Genomic DNA, 16801 nt, shown 5'->3' on the forward strand with positions numbered 1-16801 from the left:
TGGCACGCTGTTGAGTTCTCAAGGAACGGACACTTCCTTCGGACCGCCTTCCAGCGGGCCCTCCGGGCGCTTCGTTCTTTCGTGTTTCCAGCTTATCAGATGTTTTCCGCTCCGTTTTCCGGGGCTTCGTCATCCAACTTGCCGGTGTCTTCCGGGGTTTGACGCCCCGTCCGACGTTTCAAACTCTAGCCGATCCCCGCTCCGAAAAGCGAATCCGACCGCAACCCAATAAAACGAGCACGCCGAATAAGAACCGAGACGCGACAAGACGCGACCCAGCCCGAACCGGGAAGTGGTGTTTCGAAGGATTGGCCGCCCCGGGACCGTCCGCGCAGACGCGTGTCCGGTGCTCCCTGCCGAGCGACTAGAGAACACTACCCCCGTTCGGCGTCTCGGGCAAACCGATTCCGGGGACGGTCCGGGTGCAGAGCGAGCGGCCGGCCTTCACGTACTCGCCGTTGGGGTGGTCGTTGCCGGTGACCCAGCGGCGGGCGGTGGCCTCGTCGCGGCCGCCGTCGCGGTGGCGGCGGAGCAGGCGCTCCTCGCGGAGGGCGTCGTCGGTGTCCACGTACCAGAGCTCGCGCAGCAGGCGGCGGGCGTCCGGCCACGGGGTGTCGGTGGAGGCGAGGTAGTTGCCCTCGGTGATGACGAGGCGGGTCTGCGGGCGGACGACGTGCCGGGCGGCGACCGGTTCGTCGAGCGTCCGGTCGAAGTCGGGGACGTAGATGTCCTGGAAGCGGTCGGCGGCGATGCGGCGCAGCAGGGCGACGTAGCCGTGGGCGTCGAAGGTGGCGGGGGCGCCCTTGCGGTGGGTCAGGTCGAGGCGGTCCAGTTGGGCGGCGGAGAGGTGGAAGCCGTCGAGCGGCACGTACGCGGCGCTGCCGGGACCCGCGGCGCGTTCGATCTCGGCGACCAGGTACCGGGCCAGGGTGGACTTGCCGGCGGCGGGCGGGCCGGCAAGTCCGAGGATCGTACGGGCGTTGCTGCCCGGGCCCCCGAGGAAGCCGAGGGCGAGGGCGGTGAGGCGGTCCGCGTTCATGGCCGCACCCTACTCACCGCCCGGGCACGGGCCTTACCGCTCGGCGAGGGCGGGCACCTCCAGGGTGAGGGTCCCGGCATCGGCGTCGAGCAGGGCAGGGACGCCGAGCGGGACGGTCAGCGTGGACGGGCAGTGGCCGAAGCCGAGTTCCCAGATGACGGGTATTCCGAGCGGGGCGAGACGGTCGAGCATGACGTCCCGGACCCGGTCGAGCCGCCCGCAGCCGTCCCAGGAGCCGAGCGCGATGCCGGCGACCCCGTCGAACGCTCCGGAGCGCAGGAACTGGGTGAGGAGCCGGTCGAGCTGGTAGGGGTGCTCGTTGACGTCTTCCAGGATCAGGATGCTGCCGGCGTAGGACGGTCGGGCGGCGGGGGTACCGCGCTCGGCCGCGAGGACGTGCACGCAGCCGCCCGCGGTGACGCCCCGGGCCCGGCCGGGGACGAGGGCGGTGGCGGTGGGTGAGGTGAGCACGGTGGTGGCCGTGGGCTCGAAGAGGGTGCGGTGCAGGTGCTCGGCGGTCGGTCCGTCGGTGATGAAGGAGGCGGTCGCACTCATCGGCCCGTACAGGGTGGCGATGCCGAGGCGCTGGGCGAAGGCTTCCTGCAGGGAGGAGACGTCGCTGAAGCCGATGAACGGCTTGGGCGGGGCGGCGCGCATGGCGTCCCAGTCGAGCAGGTCGACCATGCGGTGGACGCCGTAGCCGCCGCGGGCGCAGATGACGGCGTCGACGGTGGGGTCGAGCCAGGCGGACTGGAGGTCGGCGGCACGGTCGGCGTCGGTGCCGGCGAGGTAGCCGAGGGTGGGGTGGGTGTCGAGGACGTGCCGGGCGACGGTGACGCGCAGCCCCCAGGAGCGGAGGATCGCGCAGCCGTCGGTGAGCCGCTGGGGGTCGATCGGGCCGCTGGGGGCGACGACGGCGATGTGGTCGCCGGGGCGCAGGTGCGGCGGGCGGGTCAGCCCCTGGCCGGGCGTGGTCGGGTGCTGGTCCATGGGCCGGGTCACCTTTCGGGGGAGGCCGGGTACGGGCGGCCTCGGTGTGGTCGAGGCCGCCCGGTGACGATATGCCCCCGTGTCGGCGAACCGATGTCCGCGGGTCGACGTCTGTGGGCCGACGTCTACAGGTCGATGTCGGTGGGTCAGTGGGCCGCGGACGCGGGGTCGCTCGGGCCGCTGGGGCCGCTCTTCAGATCGCCCCCATCACCGCCCTGACCTCGTCGAGGGTGGCGTCGGCGATGGCGTTGGCTCGTTCGGCCCCGTCGCGCAGGACCTGGCGCAGGTGTCCGCGGTCGGTGGCGAGTTCGGCGCGGCGGGTGCGCAGGGGGCGGAGGTGCTCGTTGACGGAGTCGGTGACGGTGCGCTTGAGCGCGGCTGCGCCGCGGTCGCCGATCTCCTCGGCGATCTCCTCGGGCGCGCGGTCCTGGCAGAGCGCGGCGAGCAGGAGGAGACCGGAGACCTCGGGGCGGTTGACCGGGTCGTAGTCGATCCGGCGGTCGGCGTCCGTCCTGGCACCGCGGATGGCCCGGGCGGTCTCGTCCTCGGTGGCGCCGAGCGGGATGGCGTTGCCCCGGCTCTTGCTCATCTTGCCGCCGTCGGTGCCGAGCAGCAGCGGGGCGTCGGAGAGCAGGGCCTGGGGAGCGGGGAAGACGGCGCCACCGTCGACGTGCGGGTAGCGCTCGTTGAAGCGGCGGGCGACGGTGCGGGCGACTTCGAGGTGGGGCAGCTGGTCCTGGCCGACCGGGACGAGGTTCGCCTTGCAGAAGAGGATGTCGGCGGCCTGGTGGACGGGATAGGTGAACATCAGCCCGTTGACGGCGGACTGGCGGGAGTGCGCGATCTCGTCCTTGACGGTGGGGTTCCGGTTCAGTTCGGCGACGCTGACCAGGCTGAGGAAGGGCAGGAGCAGCTGGTTGAGGGCGGGGACGGCGCTGTGCGCGAAGATCGTGGCGCGGTCGGGGTCGAGTCCGGCCGCGAGGTAGTCGAGGACGAGGTTCTCGGTGTGCTCGGCGAGCCGGTCGGCGATGTCCCGGTCGGTGATGACCTGGTAGTCGGCGATCACGACGAACATCTCGACGCCCTGGTTCTGCAGTCGGACGCGGTTGCGCAGGGTGCCGAAGTAGTGGCCGAGGTGGAGCAGTCCGGTGGGGCGGTCCCCGGTGAGGACGCGGTGGGTGGCCGGGTCGGCGGTGAAGGTGGCGGTGGAGGCCGCGGTCTCGGCGGTCGTGGCCTCGCTCGTTGCGGTGGTCGCGGCCTCGGTGGTCGTGGTCGTCGCGGTGGTCATCGGGTGTCTCCTCGGTACGGCGGTGGTGGCGGCCGTCCGGGGCGGGGCCCGGTTCCATGGGAAACGCAACAGGGCCGTCCATTCCGGACGGCCCTGTTCGAGCATGAGGGGTGGCCGTCCCTAGGACGGCCACCAGCACAGGCCCGTGTGAAGCTTCATGCGTTCGAGCATAGCGCCGGTTGCCGGCGCCGTGGTCGGTTCGGTCCTCGCCGTGGTCGGTTCAGTCCTCGACGACCAATGCGGGGGTGTCCTTGCGCAGCGTCTCGCCGCGGAAGAACTCCGGCCGCACCAGGCCGTAGCAGGTCATCAGCACGGCGCCGAGCAGCAGGATGCCGACGCCGATGACGAACACCGAGCCGATGCCGAAGACGGCGCCGCTGCCGTAGTCCGGACTCCAGGCGTCGGTGAGGGTCTGCAGGAAGACCGCGCTCAGCAGCACGCCGCCGAGCAGTGGAGCGGCGCCCTTGAGGAGCAGGTCGCGCAAGCTGGCGCGCAGCGAGCGGCGGAAGTACCAGACGCAGGCGAACGCGGTCAGCGCGTAGTAGAAGCAGATCATCAGGCCGAGCGCCAGGATGGTGTCCTGGACGACGTTCTCGCTGATCAGGCTCATGCCGACGTAGAAGACGGCGGTGGCGATCCCGGCTGCGACGGTGGCGTACCCCGGCGTGCGGAAGCGCGGGTGGACGGCACCGAAGCGCGGCGGCACGGCGCGGTAGGCGCTCATCGCGAGCAGGGTGCGGGCCACCGGGATGAAGGTGGTCTGCAGGCTGGCGGCGGCGCTGGCGACGACGGCCAGGAAGAGCAGGATGCTCCAGGGCGAGCCGAGCACCGGGCGGGCGAGCGCGGAGAAGACGTTGTCGGCGGTCTCGGGGTTGCCGAGGCCGGAGCCGGTGGAGCCGACGCCCGCGAACATCTGGGAGGCGATCGCGACCAGCAGGTACGAGCCGACCAGGGTGACCATGGAGATCATCGCGGCGCGGCCGGGTGTCTTGGCGCTGCCGAGGGTCTCCTCGTTCATGGTGAGGCAGGTGTCCCAGCCCCAGTACATGAAGATCGACAGCGACAGGCCGGCGGTGAACGCGCTGAAGGAGCTGACCTGGAGCGGGTTCAGCCAGGAGAACGAGAAGCCGATCGAGTCGGGCAGGTCGCCGGCGGCGGCCTTGGCGATGGCGATGACCGAGAACAGCACCAGCACGGCGAGTTGGAGGCCGACCAGGCTGTACTGGAACCACTTGGTGGCCGTCATCCCCCGGTAGCTCATCGCGGTGGCGCCGCCGATCAGCAGGACGACGGTGAGCAGGTGGACGGCCTTGTTCTGGTCGAGCCCGGCGACCCAGCTGCTGCCGGTCATCTCACCGAGCATCAGGTAGAGGAAGTCGGTCGCGACCCCGGCCAGGTTGGAGAGCACGATGATGGTTGCCACGGTCAGGCCCCAGCCGGCCATCCAGCCGACCCGGGGGCCGAAGGCCTTGACCGTCCAGGTGAAGGACGTCCCGCAGTCCGGGAAGTCCTTGTTCAGCTCCTTGTAGGCGAACGCGACGAGCAGCATCGGCAGGAAGCCGGCCAGGAACACGGCCGGCATCTGCACGCCGACCGCGGTGACGGTCGGCCCGAGTGTCGCGGTCAGGCAGTAGACCGGGGCGACCGTGGAGACGCCCAGGACCACACTGCTCAACAGGCCCACCGAGTTGCCCTGTAGACCCTTGTCCCCCGCTCCCCCAGCCGTCCCCTGGTCGGGGACTCCACCACTGATGCCACTGACCGGGGCACCCTGCGGAGCGCCGGGCGCCATTGCCCGGCCGCTGCTTGTGTGCTCTGAGAGCTGCTGATCAAACACCAGCGCACCCTAGGCGCGAGCATGGAAGGTTGAGTAGACCAACTCTTGGTGATCTAAACCACTTGCTTCGATTCGTTCTTGGAGTGGCCATGCGGGGCGACGCATTAACGGCATGTCAACCCGTGTACCTTTGTTTCGAAGGGTTGAGGTCAAGAGAATTTCTCCCTTATGTCAAGGTTTGAGATATTTCGACCCGCAGCCCGGGCGGCCCGCGGCACCCCGCTCCTCGCGCGTCGGATAGGTTTGCCTCACCTAACCTCGACCTAACCTCGACCGCGAAGGAGCGTCGCGTGGCCCCCAACCCCGACGGCCTGGCCCTCGTCCCCCGCACCCCCTCCCGCCGCAGGTTCCTCTCCGCCGGGATCGCCGGCGGGGCGGTACTCGGCCTCGGCGGGCTGCTCACCGCCTGCGGCAGCTCGGGCGGATCGGGCGGCAGCGGCGGCGCGACGCCGGGATCCGGCGGCGCCTCGGCCGACCAGAAGTCGGTCAAGCAGGGCGGCGACGACTACGCCACCGTGATCGAGAAGATGAAGGGCTTCGGCACCGACGCCGCCCCCGGCGTCTACCCGCGCACCGTCAAGCACGCCATGGGCGAGACCGTCATCCCCGCCAAGCCCACCCGGGTCGTGGTGCTGGACACCGGCGAGCTCGACAACGTCGTGTCGCTCGGCATCCAGCCGGTGGGCATCGTCTACACCGACGGCTCCAAGTCCCTGCCCTCCTACCTCAAGGACAAGGCCGGCAACCCGGCCAACGTCGGCACCATCAACAGCCTCAACCTGGAGGCCATCGCCGCGCTCAAGCCCGACCTGATCCTCGGCAGCCAGCTGCGCGCCCAGGACCAGTACGCGCAGCTGTCCAAGATCGCGCCGACCGTCTTCTCGCTGCGCCCCGGCTACCCCTGGAAGCAGAACTTCCAGCTCAACGCCAGCCCGTTCGGCCTGGAGGCGGAGGCCAAGGCCCAGCTCGACGCGTACCAGGCGGCCGCCACCGCGATCGGCACCAAGCTCGGCGACAAGCGGCCCACCGTCACGCCGCTGCGCTTCATGCCCGGCCGCACCCGGCTGTACGCCGAGCTGTCCTTCATCGGCACCATCCTCACCGACGTACCGCTGCCGCAGCCCAAGATCGAGCAGGTCAAGGAACTCGCGGTGGAGATCAGCCCGGAGCAGATCGACAAGGCCGACGCCGACTGGATCTTCTACGGCGTGTACGGCACCCCGAGCTCCACCAACCAGGACGCGGTGCTCGGCGGCGCGCTCTGGAAGACCCTCGGCGCGGTCAAGTCCGGTCAGGCACGGCCGGTTTCGGACGAGACCTGGTTCCTCGGGCTCGGCGTCATGGCGGCCAACGCGGTGCTCGTCGACCTCAAGGGCTTCGTCGCGCCCGGCACTTGAGCCGACACACGGGGTAGGGACGGGCGGTGGTCTCGCGCACACCCCCGGAACTGATGCTTGGAGCTGGTCGCGCGGTGCGGGAGGATCATCGGGACCGTCCCCCGAAGGGCCCGTGCCGATGACCTCGCTCCACCCCACCGCAACCGACCCGTCCCTGCCCGGCCCGCCCGGGGACAGCGCCGGATCCGCGCCCCCGCCCGCCGCGCGCTGCTCCATCGCGACGGCCGCCGAGACCGGCCCGGGCTGCGCTCCGGGCTCCGCCCCGTCCGGTACGGCCGGCGGACCGCGCCAAGCCGGCGGCTCGCGCCACGACTCGGTGCCGCAGCCGCGCGGACGGGAGGGCGCGGCGGGGGGCGCCCCGGCTGCTGCGGCGGGCGAGCCGGCGGCGACGGACGATCCGACCACGTCGCGGCTGCGGGCGGCGCTGGCCGACCGGCTGCGGGCCGCGCGCGCCCAAGGCCGCTCGGTCGCCGAACTGGCGGCCGCGTGCCGGCGGCCGGTCTCGGAGGTGCGGGCGCTGCTCGGCGAGAGTGCCGAGGGTGCCGAGGGCGGCGAGGGCGACGAGGACGATGCACGCGGTGCGCACGGCGCGAACCGTGCCGACGTCCCGGGCGACGGCGGGGCTCCGGGCGTAGGAGTCGAGGCCGAGTACGTCCGGTTCCACCGGCCGCCCGCCCTCCCGGAGGGTGACCGGGCCGTTCCCGTGCTGCGCGCGGCACGCGAGGAACTGCGGACCACCGGCTCCCGGCGTCCCTCGCCTTCGCGCCGGCTGCGCCGGATGCACCCGCAGGCCGCCGCAACCGGGCAGGAGGCGACCGCACGGGAGACGGCCGCGGCCGAGCCCTTCATGACGGCATCCGCGACGGCCGCGACGGCATCCACGGCGGCCGAGACGGCATCCGCGGCGGCCGCGACGGCGTCCACGGCACCCGCCACACCTGCGGCCTCGACCGACCTCCCGGGTGCGGCCTGGGCGGCGGCGGCCGCGCCGGGCACGGGTGAACTCGCCCGTGCCGTCGGGCCGGCGGCAGCACCGTCGGCCGTCGACCCCGACGTGGCGCGGGCCGAGACACCGCTCGGCATCCTGATCGGCGGCAGCCCGCACCAGCCCGAGACCGTCGGGCGACCGGAGGAGCGGGCACCGGTCCGGGTGACGGCGAAGCCGGTCCGGATCGGCCGCGGCACCAGCCTGATCGTGCTGCCCGCGTGGCGCCCCGCCATCGCCGTCTCGGTGCCGACCGAGCAACTGCTGTCCGCGACCGGGCTCGCCTACGAGCGGCTGGCCGACGCGCAGCTGACCGTGCTCATGAACCCTTGCGCGCTGCACGACCGGGAGCTGGACCTGCACGGCTGGGAGTCCGGCCCGGCCGGGCGGGTCCGACGCGGCGGGCGCCCGTAGGGGCGTGCGTTCGGGGCCCGTCTGCGGCGGGCATCGGTCAGCCGTGCGGTCGGCCGGCCGGCGGCCGCCCGTAGGGGCGTCAGTAGGCGGCCGTCAGCGGGCGGCCGGGGTGTTCGGGACAAAGCCGAGGTCGACGGGCACCGGGATCCGGCCGTCGACGGCCCAGCCCTCGCGGACGGTGTCCAGCAGCTCCGGCAGTCGGGGCGGCCAGAGGGCATCGGCGTTCTCATCGGCCAGGTCGGCCGGGGTCCACCAACGCCAGTCGAGGATCCGGTCCTCGGCGTGCACCGCACTGACGTCACCGACCGGGCCGCGGTGCGGTCCGGTGGTGAGGTAGATGTGCTCGTGCTGGCGCACCGGAGTGCCGTGCCAGGTGAAGTCGTGCTCCCAGGTGCAGAGCAGCGGGCCGGGTTCGAGGTCGCTCCAACCGGTCTCCTCCCAGAGCTCGCGCCGGGCACCGGTCCACGGGGTCTCGCCGGGCTCCAACCCGCCGCCCGGCATGGTCCAGTGGACGCCGACCTCGTCGTTGTCCGAACGGAGCAGGAAGACCGAGCCGCTCTCGTCCAGGACGACCGTGCGAGCCGCCTGCCGGGGGACGCGGGTGCGGGGTCTCAGCAGATTTCGCATCGGATCACTCTCCCAGCACCCCGGCCGGGTCGTCGAGCGGGTTTGACGCCACGAAAGCCGCCGACGCCGCCCCGCTCGGGGCCTTACCCTGACGGCCATGCCCGTACCCGTGATCCTCTTCCCCGCCGACCCGCTCAACCCGCGCAGACCCGACCCGCACTTCACCTGGGAGGCCCGGCTGCTACGGGAGTTGGGCGGCGAGCACCACCTGGTCGACCACGACGCGCTGCTCGCCGGGCATGCCGAGGAGGCGGTCCGGCAGGTGCCCCGGGACGGTGGTCCGCTCTGGTACCGGGGCTGGATGCTCCCGTCCGACCGCTACGCCGGCTTCGCCACCGCACTCGCCATGCGCGGCGGCACCCTGCTGACCAGCGCGGCCGGCTATGTGACGGCACACGAACTGCCCGGCTGGTACGGCGTGTTCGAGGGGGCGACCCCGCCCAGCGTGTGGATCCCCACCACCGGCACGGTCGCGCCCGGGCCGGCGGAGCTGGCCGCCGCCGTGGCGCGGCTCGGCGGGAGCGGGCCGGCGATCGTCAAGGACTATGTGAAGTCGCGCAAGCACGAGTGGCACGAGGCCTGTTTCATCCCCGAGTTGGCCGATCCGGCGGCCGTCTGGCGGGTGGTGGCGCGGTTCGTCGAGCTGCAGGGCGAGTTCCTGGCCGGCGGGGTGGTGCTGCGGCGGTACGAGGAGTTCGAGCGCCGGGCCGATGGCACGGGCGGTGGCTCGGGCGGTGGCTCGGGCGGTGGCTCGGGCGGTGGCTCGGGCAGTGGCTCGGCCGACGGAGTGGACGATGGCTTGGGCGGTGGCTCGGACGACCGGTCGGGCGGCGGGGACGGGCGGGCCGTGGAGGCGCGGGTGTGGTGGCTGGACGGCGAACCCGTCCTGGTCGGGCCACACCCGGACGCGCCGCACCGCACCGTCGAACCCGACCTCACCGGCGTCCAGTCCTTGGTCCGGACGCTCGGCTGCCGCTTCATCACCACCGACCTCGCCAGCCGGGCCGACGGCTCCGGCTGGCGGGTGGTCGAGGTCGGGGACGGGCAGGTCAGCGACCTCCCGCGCGGGATCGACGCCTCCGGCCTGCTGGCCTCGCTGATCGCCGCCTGACAGGCCGGACAAGACGGACCGGAGGTGGCGGGCCGCACCCGGCGGTCGGGCGGGCGCGCCCGACCGCACACGACGCCCCGCCAGGCGGCTCCCAGGGCAGTTCCCGGGCGGCGGACTACCCGGCGGCGACGGTCTCGACCGCCGGGTGGCCGTCCGCGATGAACGCCTGCCAGAGCCGGGCGTACGTGCCGCCCCGGGCGAGCAGTTCGGTGTGCGTGCCGTCCTCGACCACCCGGCCGTGGTCCAGCACGACGACCCGGTCGGCGCGCTCGGCGGTGGTCAGCCGGTGGGCGATGACCAGCGTGGTGCGGCCACCGCTGAGCCGGTCCGCAGCCTGGTTGACCGCCGCCTCGGTGGCCAGGTCAAGTGCCGCGGTCGCCTCGTCGAGCAGCAGGATGTCCGGATCGACCAGTTCGGCCCGGGCCAGGGCGATCAACTGGCGCTGGCCCGCGGAGAGGTTGCGGCCGCGGCCCGCGACCTCGTGGTCGTAGCCTCCGGACAGCCGGACGATCATGTCGTGCGCGCCCACCGCCCGTGCCGCCGCCTCCACCTCGGCCGCCGAGGCGTCGGGCCGGCCGTAGGCGATCGCCTCGCGCACCGTGCCCGCGAACAGGTACGCCTCCTGCGGCACCACGCCCAACCGGTGGCGGTACTGCGCCAGGTCGAAGCGGGTGAGGTCGACGCCGTCCACCCGCACGGTGCCCGCCGTCGCGTCGTAGAACCGGGCGACCAGCTTCACCAGCGTCGACTTGCCGGCACCGGTCTCACCCACCAGGGCCACCGTCTGCCCGGCCGGTATGTGCAGATCCACGCCGGTCAGCACGCTCGGGGCGCCGTCCGCACCGCCGTTGTAGGCGAAGCCGACGCCCTCGAAGGAAATCTCACCGCGCAGCCCCTTGGGCACCGGGACGGGGTCGGCCACCTCGGCCGTGGTGGTCGGGGTGCGCAGCAGCTCCCGGATCCGGCCGAGGCCCACCGCGGCCTGCTGGTAGCCGTCGAACACCTGGGACAGCTGGTTGACCGGTGCGAAGAACAGATCGATGTACAGCAGGTACGCGACCAGCGCGCCGACCGTCAGCGTCCCGGCGTCGACCCGGGCCGCGCCCACGATCAGCACCAGTGCGGCGGCCACGCTGGAGAGGAACTGGACGAACGGGAAGTACAGCGAGATGTACAGCTGCGCGCGCACCCGGGCCTCGCGGTAGGCGACGCCCCGGGCGACGAAGCGGTCGGTGTTGGTGTCCAGGCGGCGGAAGGCCTGGACGATCCGCATGCCGGCCACGTTCTCCTGCAGGTCGGCGTTGACGGTGCTGATGAGGTCCCGGGACAGCTCGTACTGGTCCCTGGACTTCCTGCGGAACACCAGCGTGGCGATCACCAGCAGGGGCAGCACCGCGAAGACCACCAGGGCCAGGCCGGCGTCGATGATCAGCAGCGCGGCGAAGATCCCGGCGAAGGTCAGCACGCTGACCGCGGCGGTGACCACGCCCGTCTGCAGGAAGGACGTCAGCGAGTCCAGGTCGGTGGTCATCCGGGTCATGATCCGGCCGGACAGCTCGCGCTCGTAGTAGTCCAGGCCGAGCCGGTTGAGGTGGGCGAAGATCTTGAGCCGGAGCGTGTAGAGCACCCGCTCGCCGGTACGGCCGCTGACCCGGTTCTCGGCGCTCTGCACCACCCAGTCCAGCAGCACCACGACGAGCGCGGTGAGTGCGGCCACGGCGACCCCGGACATCAGGGCTTTGCTCACGCCCTGGTCGATGCCGTGCCGGATCAGCACGGGCAGCACCAGGCCGGCGCCCGCGTCGAGGGCGACGAGCAGGAGGGCGAGGGCGAGCGGGGCGCGGAAGGGGCGCAGCAGGCGGCGGAGGGTGAAGTCCGGGTCGCCGGCCTCGGCCTGGGCGCGGGGGACCGCCGGGGAGTCGGCGGCCGGCGGGAGGGCGGCGACCTTGGTGAGCAGGTCGGGGTCGGCGGTGCGGGCCGCCTTGACCAGGGCGGGGGTGGGGAGGGCGGGGGGCGTCGCCGGGGCCTGCCCGTGTGCCTGCCCGTGTGCCTGCCCTCGTGTCGGCTCGGAGACGTGCTCGGCGATGTGCGCGGAGGTCGGCTCGTCAATCGGCTCGGAGGCCGGCTCGACCTCGGACGGCCGGGTGGTGCGGCCGGCCTCGGGATCGGTGATCAGGGCCCGGTACTGGGGACATCGGGCGTCGAGTTCCTCGTGCGTCCCGATGTCCAGCAGCCGACCGTGGTCCAGGACGGCGATCCGGTCGGCGAGTTGGAGGGTCGAACGGCGGTGGGCGATCAGCAGCGTGGTGCGGCCGGTCATCACCGAGCGCAGCGCGTCGTGGATCTCCGCCTCGATCTGCGGGTCCACCGCGGAGGTGGCGTCGTCCAGCAGCAGGATCCGAGGGTCGGTGAGGATCGCCCGGGCCAGCGCGATCCGCTGGCGCTGGCCGCCGGAGAGGGTCAGGCCCTGCTCGCCGACCTTGGTCTCGTAGCCGTCCGGCAGCGCGCGGATGAACTCGTCGGCCTGGGCGGCGCGTGCGGCCGCCAGGATCTGCTCGTCCGTGGCGTCCGGGCGGCCGTAGGCGATGTTGGTGCGGACCGACTCGGAGAACAGGAAGCTCTCCTCGGGGACGATGCCGACCGCCGCGCGGACCGAGTCCAGGGTGAGGTCGCGCAGGTCGTGGCCGTAGAGCCGGACGGCGCCGGCCGCCGGGTCGTAGAAGCGCGGCACCAGTTGCGCCACCGTCGACTTGCCGGAGCCGGAGGCCCCGACCAGGGCGAGGGTCTCGCCGGGCGCGAGCTTCAGGCTGAGGCCGTGCAGCACGGGGGCGGGGTGCTCGGGGTCGTAGCGGAACTCGACCTGGTCGAACTCCAACGCGACGTCGGAGGTGCGGGGGCCCGCGGTGGCGCCCTCGCGGGTGCCGGCGGTGGCGCCCTCGCGGGTGCCGGCGGTGGCACTATCGCCGGCGCCGGCGGTGGCTCCGTCACGGGTGCCGTCTCCGGTGAGGTCCAGGGTGAGCGCGTCCGGGCGCTCCTGGACCAGCGGGCGCTCGTCGATCAGCTGGAGGACGCGCTCCACCCCGGCCCGCGCCTGTTGGCCGACCGTGATGACCATGGTGAGCATCCGCACCGGGCCGGTCATCTGCGCGACGTAGGTGGAGAAGGCGACGAAGGTTCCGAGCGAGACCTGGCCGTCGACGGCCAGCCAGCCACCGAAGGCCAGCACCGCGACCTGCGCGAGCGCGGGGATGACCTGCATCGCCGGGTTGTAGCGGGCGTTGAGCCGGATCGCCCGGAGCCGGGCGGCGAACAGGTCGCGGGAGGCCCGCTCCAGCTTGTCCAGCTCCTGCGTCTCCTGGCCGAAGCCCTTGACCACCCGGACGCCGCCGATCGCGCCGTCCACCACGCCCGCGACGGCGGCCGCCTCCTGTTGGGCGGCCCAGGTGGCGGGGAACAGCCGCTTGCGGCTGAGCACGGTGATCCACCACAGCACGGGGCCCATCACCACGGCTATCAGGGTCAGCGGCGGGGAGAGCCAGATCATCACGGCCAGCGACATGACGAACATCAGCAGGTAGCCGGTCATCATCGGCAGCATCGAGAGCAGGCCGTTGATCAGCTGGAGGTCGGAGGTCGCGCGCCCGACCACCTGGCCGGTGTCCAGGCGGTCCTGGCGGTGGCCGTCGAGTCGGCCGAGCGAGCGGAACAGGTCGCTGCGCATGTCGTGCTGGACGTCCAGGGCGAGCTGACCACCGTAATAGCGGCGGACCTGGGTGCAGCCGAAGACGACGGCGGCGGCGAGCAGCAGCACCACCGCCCAGGGGGCCAGCGAGCGGGTGTGGGCGGTGATGACGTCGTCGATGATCAGCTTGGTGACCAGCGGCACCAGCGAGGTGACGGCCATGCCGACGAGCGAGGCGCCGAACGCGAGCAGCACGCTGCGGCGGGACCGCCAGCAGTAGCCGACCAGGCGGTGCAGCCAGCCGGCGGCCTGCGGGTGGTCGCCGTCCGGCTGCGGGCTCGCGCCGGGGGTCGGTGAGCCGCTCGGGGATTGCTCCACCGTGGATCCGTGAGTCTCAGGCATATTTAGGGATGCTAACCATTTCGTCGGGTGGCCGCCACGGCGTTTTCCGACCCGGGCAGGGTCGGAGCGGACCGAGGCAGCCCTGATCGTCCGGTCCGGCGGACTGACCAACAGCCTGCGGCCTGCGGTGATTCCCGATCGAATCCGCACACCGCCCAGCGGCCCCCGCCTACTTCCAGGGTCGCGGACGGCCCGCCGAACGCCCAGCGGCCAAGGACGGGCGGGCGCCGTCCTTTGGACCTAGGGCGCCGGGGCCACCGGGGCCCATCCAGCCTTGAAGCCCGCCCGGCCTTGGGGCTCGTCCGGCCTTGGGCTCGTCCGGCCTTGGGACCCGCCCGGCCTTGGGACCCGCCCGGCCTTGAGGCCCTGGTGCACGTCCCGGGGCAGGCCCGGCTCAGGCGGGCGCGGACACCGAGTCGGCCGCCGCCGCGAAGGCACCCTGGGCGAGGGCGTGCAGCAGGGCGGCCATGCCGTCGCGCTGGAGGCCGGAGCGCTCGTCCTGGGTGAGGTTCGGGCCGAGGCTGTGCGGGGTCGAGTTGATCAGGCCGAAGACGGCGTGCACGGTGGCCCGGGCCACCGGCTCGGCGGCTGGGCCGGTCAGCTGCGGGTAGACCTGCCGGACCACGTCCACCCACAGCTCGACGTAGCCGCGCTGGAGGCGGCGGACGGTGCGACGGTCCTCCTCCTTGAGGTTCAGCAGCTCGCGGTCGTGCAGGGTGATCAGGTCGCGGTCGTCGAGGGCGAAGTCGACGTGGCCGCCGATCAGCGCGTCCAACGCGGCGGCCGGACCGTCACCGCCGCCCGCCCGACGCCGCCCCTCCTCCAGCAGGCGCTCACTGATGCCGATCAGCAGATCGGCGAGCATCGCGTCCTTTCCGGCGAAGTGGCGGTAGAGCCCGGGGCCGCTGATGCCGACGGCCTTGCCGATCTCGTCCACGCCCACCCCGAGGAAGCCCCGGGCCGCGAAGAGGCGCGCGGCCTCCCGACGGATCTGGTCGCGGCGTGGGAGCGCGGAGGCTGCGGGGACGTTCGGCATGCTGCCCATCGTAGACAGTCGGGTTATCGACCGTTAACCTGGGAAGGTAAGTTAACGTTAATTAACGTAGGGATCATGGGCGCACCGCTTCCGGCCGCCCACCTGCTGCCGAGGGCAAGGGAGCTCTTGGGAATGGTCATCTCAACCGCCGGCGTACCCACCGGCGTCCATGGCAGCGCAGCGACCGGCGCCACGGCGGCGCCAGGTGCCGTCCCGCCGGGAGCCGCCGCTCCCGCGCCCCGGCTCGGCACCTCGGTCGATCCGGGTTCCGCCGCCTACCTCGCCAACGCCGAGGCGCACCGGGCCCTCGTCGCCGAACTGCGCGCGAAACTCGACGCGGCGGCCCTCGGCGGCGGCGCCAAGGCCCGCGCCCGGCACACGGCGCGCGGCAAGCTCCTCCCCCGCGACCGGGTGGACACCCTGCTCGACCCGGCCTCTCCCTTCCTGGAGCTGGCCCCGCTGGCCGCCGACGGGATGTACGACGGGGCGGCGCCCGCGGCCGGGGTGATCGCGGGCATCGGCCGGGTCGCCGGACGCGAGGTGGTGGTCGTCGCCAACGACGCCACCGTCAAGGGCGGCACCTACTACCCGATGACCGTCAAGAAGCACCTGCGCGCCCAGGAGGTCGCGCTGGAGAACCGGCTGCCCTGCGTCTACCTGGTGGACTCCGGCGGCGCCTTCCTCCCCATGCAGGACGAGGTCTTCCCGGACCGCGACCACTTCGGCCGGATCTTCTACAACCAGGCCAGGCTCTCCGCCGCGGGCATCCCGCAGATCGCCGCCGTGCTCGGCTCCTGCACGGCCGGCGGTGCGTACGTCCCGGCGATGAGCGACCAGGCCGTGATCGTGCGCAACCAGGGCACGATCTTCCTGGGCGGGCCACCGCTGGTGAAGGCCGCCACCGGCGAGGTGGTCACCGCCGAGGAACTGGGCGGCGGCGACCTGCACTCCCGTACCTCGGGCGTGACGGACCACCTGGCCGAGGACGACGCCCACGCCCTCTCCATCGTCCGCACGATCGTGGCCGGGCTCGGCCCGCGCTCGGCCAGGCCATGGCCGCTCACCCCGGTCGAGCCGCCGACCGTGGACCCGGCCGGCCTGTACGGGGCCGTCCCGGTCGACCCGCGCACGCCCTACGACGTGCGCGAGGTGATCGCCCGGCTGGTCGACGGCAGCCGGTTCGCCGAGTTCAAGGCCGAGTACGGCGCGACCCTCGTCACCGGCTTCGCCCGGATCCACGGCCACCCCGTCGGCATCGTCGCCAACAACGGCGTGCTGTTCTCCGAGTCGGCCCTCAAGGGCGCCCACTTCATCGAGTTGTGCGACCAGCGCGGCATCCCCCTCCTCTTCCTGCAGAACATCACCGGGTTCATGGTCGGCCGGCAGTACGAGGCGGGCGGCATCGCCAAGCACGGCGCCAAGATGGTCAACGCCGTCGCCTGCACCCGCGTCCCGAAGCTGACCGTGGTGATCGGCGGCTCGTACGGAGCCGGCAACTACTCGATGTGCGGCCGGGCCTACTCACCTCGCTTCCTGTGGATGTGGCCGGGCTCCAAGATTTCCGTGATGGGCGGTGAACAGGCGGCCTCCGTCCTCGCCACCGTCCGCCGCGACCAGTTGGAGGCCCACGGCGAGCAGTGGCCGGCCGAGGCGGAGGAGGAGTTCAAGCGCCCCGTCCGCGAGCAGTACGAGCACCAGGGCAACGCCTACTACGCCACCGCCCGGCTCTGGGACGACGGCGTGATCGACCCGATGGACACCCGCACCGTCGTCGGCCTCGCCCTCACCGCCTGCGCCAACGCCCCGCTCCCGCCGCCCGGCCCGTACGGGGTCTTCCGAATGTGACCCCGCTCCGGTGGGTGTGACCTTCTCCCGTGGATGTGACCCCACTCGGGTGTGACTCCGCTCGGGTGTGTGACTCCCGCGGCGCCGGCGCACCGCCCGTGCCGGCGCCGCCTCCCCCTCCATCGCCACCTCCTTCGTACGGCTCCCC

Annotated in this window: 11 protein-coding genes; 4 read left to right on the forward strand and 7 right to left on the reverse strand. The window is 72.7% G+C overall.

All coding sequences use genetic code 11. The annotated features are described in order from the left end of the window. Window positions 1–364: 364 nt before the first annotated feature. The 4 genes from P3T27_RS18375 to P3T27_RS18390 form a co-directional block, all read right to left on the reverse strand. Window positions 365–1039 (reverse strand): nucleoside/nucleotide kinase family protein, encoded by a 675-nt coding sequence (locus P3T27_RS18375; protein ID WP_280679774.1) that lies wholly within the window; start codon window positions 1037–1039, stop codon window positions 365–367. 33 nt (window positions 1040–1072) lie between these two features. Then, complete coding sequence (locus P3T27_RS18380) at window positions 1073–2029, reverse strand: LD-carboxypeptidase (protein WP_280679777.1); 957 nt, start codon at window positions 2027–2029, stop codon at window positions 1073–1075. Between the two features lie 193 nt (window positions 2030–2222). After that, on the reverse strand, window positions 2223–3317 hold the full coding sequence (gene trpS / locus P3T27_RS18385; protein ID WP_280679779.1) for a tryptophan--tRNA ligase: 1095 nt from the start codon (window positions 3315–3317) through the stop codon (window positions 2223–2225). A gap of 220 nt (window positions 3318–3537) precedes the next feature. Then, window positions 3538–5109 (reverse strand): APC family permease, encoded by a 1572-nt coding sequence (locus P3T27_RS18390; RefSeq protein ID WP_280679781.1) that lies wholly within the window; start codon window positions 5107–5109, stop codon window positions 3538–3540. Between the two features lie 335 nt (window positions 5110–5444). On the opposite strand from P3T27_RS18390, the gene P3T27_RS18395 reads away from it, so the two are divergent. Both P3T27_RS18395 and P3T27_RS18400 read left to right on the forward strand, forming a co-directional pair. Beyond that, window positions 5445–6551, forward strand: coding sequence for an iron-siderophore ABC transporter substrate-binding protein (locus P3T27_RS18395; RefSeq protein WP_280679784.1), 1107 nt, complete (start codon window positions 5445–5447; stop codon window positions 6549–6551). 118 nt (window positions 6552–6669) lie between these two features. Further along, entirely contained in the window at window positions 6670–7950 is a 1281-nt protein-coding gene (locus P3T27_RS18400; RefSeq protein ID WP_280679786.1) for a hypothetical protein, read from the forward strand. A gap of 93 nt (window positions 7951–8043) precedes the next feature. Here P3T27_RS18400 and P3T27_RS18405 read toward each other — a convergent pair whose 3' ends face one another. After that, complete coding sequence (locus P3T27_RS18405; protein ID WP_280679788.1) at window positions 8044–8577, reverse strand: NUDIX domain-containing protein; 534 nt, start codon at window positions 8575–8577, stop codon at window positions 8044–8046. Window positions 8578–8674: 97 nt separating this feature from the next. Here P3T27_RS18405 and P3T27_RS18410 point away from each other — a divergent pair, with 97 nt between their 5' ends. Further along, window positions 8675–9688, forward strand: coding sequence for an ATP-grasp domain-containing protein (locus tag P3T27_RS18410; RefSeq protein ID WP_280679790.1), 1014 nt, complete (start codon window positions 8675–8677; stop codon window positions 9686–9688). A gap of 115 nt (window positions 9689–9803) precedes the next feature. On the opposite strand, the gene P3T27_RS18415 is transcribed toward P3T27_RS18410, so the two are convergent. Further along, window positions 9804–13772 (reverse strand): ABC transporter ATP-binding protein, encoded by a 3969-nt coding sequence (locus tag P3T27_RS18415; protein WP_280679792.1) that lies wholly within the window; start codon window positions 13770–13772, stop codon window positions 9804–9806. A 394-nt stretch (window positions 13773–14166) separates the two neighbouring features. Further along, window positions 14167–14808, reverse strand: coding sequence for a TetR/AcrR family transcriptional regulator (locus P3T27_RS18420; RefSeq protein ID WP_280679794.1), 642 nt, complete (start codon window positions 14806–14808; stop codon window positions 14167–14169). A gap of 132 nt (window positions 14809–14940) precedes the next feature. Here P3T27_RS18420 and P3T27_RS18425 point away from each other — a divergent pair, with 132 nt between their 5' ends. Next, window positions 14941–16653: a carboxyl transferase domain-containing protein gene (locus P3T27_RS18425; protein WP_280679796.1), complete on the forward strand. Its 1713-nt coding sequence runs from the start codon at window positions 14941–14943 to the stop codon at window positions 16651–16653. The last annotated feature ends 148 nt before the right edge of the window (window positions 16654–16801 follow it).

Source organism: Kitasatospora sp. MAA19 (assembly GCF_029894125.1).
Taxonomy (GTDB): domain Bacteria; phylum Actinomycetota; class Actinomycetes; order Streptomycetales; family Streptomycetaceae; genus Kitasatospora.

Excerpts from the sequence above, each read along its gene's own strand:
- P3T27_RS18375 (WP_280679774.1), bottom strand. The coding sequence starts at position 1,039 with ATGAACGCGGACCGCCTCACCGCCCTCGCCCTCGGCTTCCTCGGGGGC.
- P3T27_RS18380 (WP_280679777.1), bottom strand. The coding sequence starts at position 2,029 with ATGGACCAGCACCCGACCACGCCCGGCCAGGGGCTGACCCGCCCGCCG.
- trpS (WP_280679779.1), bottom strand. The coding sequence starts at position 3,317 with ATGACCACCGCGACGACCACGACCACCGAGGCCGCGACCACCGCAACG.
- P3T27_RS18390 (WP_280679781.1), bottom strand. The coding sequence starts at position 5,109 with ATGGCGCCCGGCGCTCCGCAGGGTGCCCCGGTCAGTGGCATCAGTGGT.
- P3T27_RS18400 (WP_280679786.1), top strand. The coding sequence starts at position 6,670 with ATGACCTCGCTCCACCCCACCGCAACCGACCCGTCCCTGCCCGGCCCG.
- P3T27_RS18405 (WP_280679788.1), bottom strand. The coding sequence starts at position 8,577 with ATGCGAAATCTGCTGAGACCCCGCACCCGCGTCCCCCGGCAGGCGGCT.
- P3T27_RS18410 (WP_280679790.1), top strand. The coding sequence starts at position 8,675 with ATGCCCGTACCCGTGATCCTCTTCCCCGCCGACCCGCTCAACCCGCGC.
- P3T27_RS18415 (WP_280679792.1), bottom strand. The coding sequence starts at position 13,772 with ATGCCTGAGACTCACGGATCCACGGTGGAGCAATCCCCGAGCGGCTCA.
- P3T27_RS18420 (WP_280679794.1), bottom strand. The coding sequence starts at position 14,808 with ATGCCGAACGTCCCCGCAGCCTCCGCGCTCCCACGCCGCGACCAGATC.
- P3T27_RS18425 (WP_280679796.1), top strand. The coding sequence starts at position 14,941 with ATGGTCATCTCAACCGCCGGCGTACCCACCGGCGTCCATGGCAGCGCA.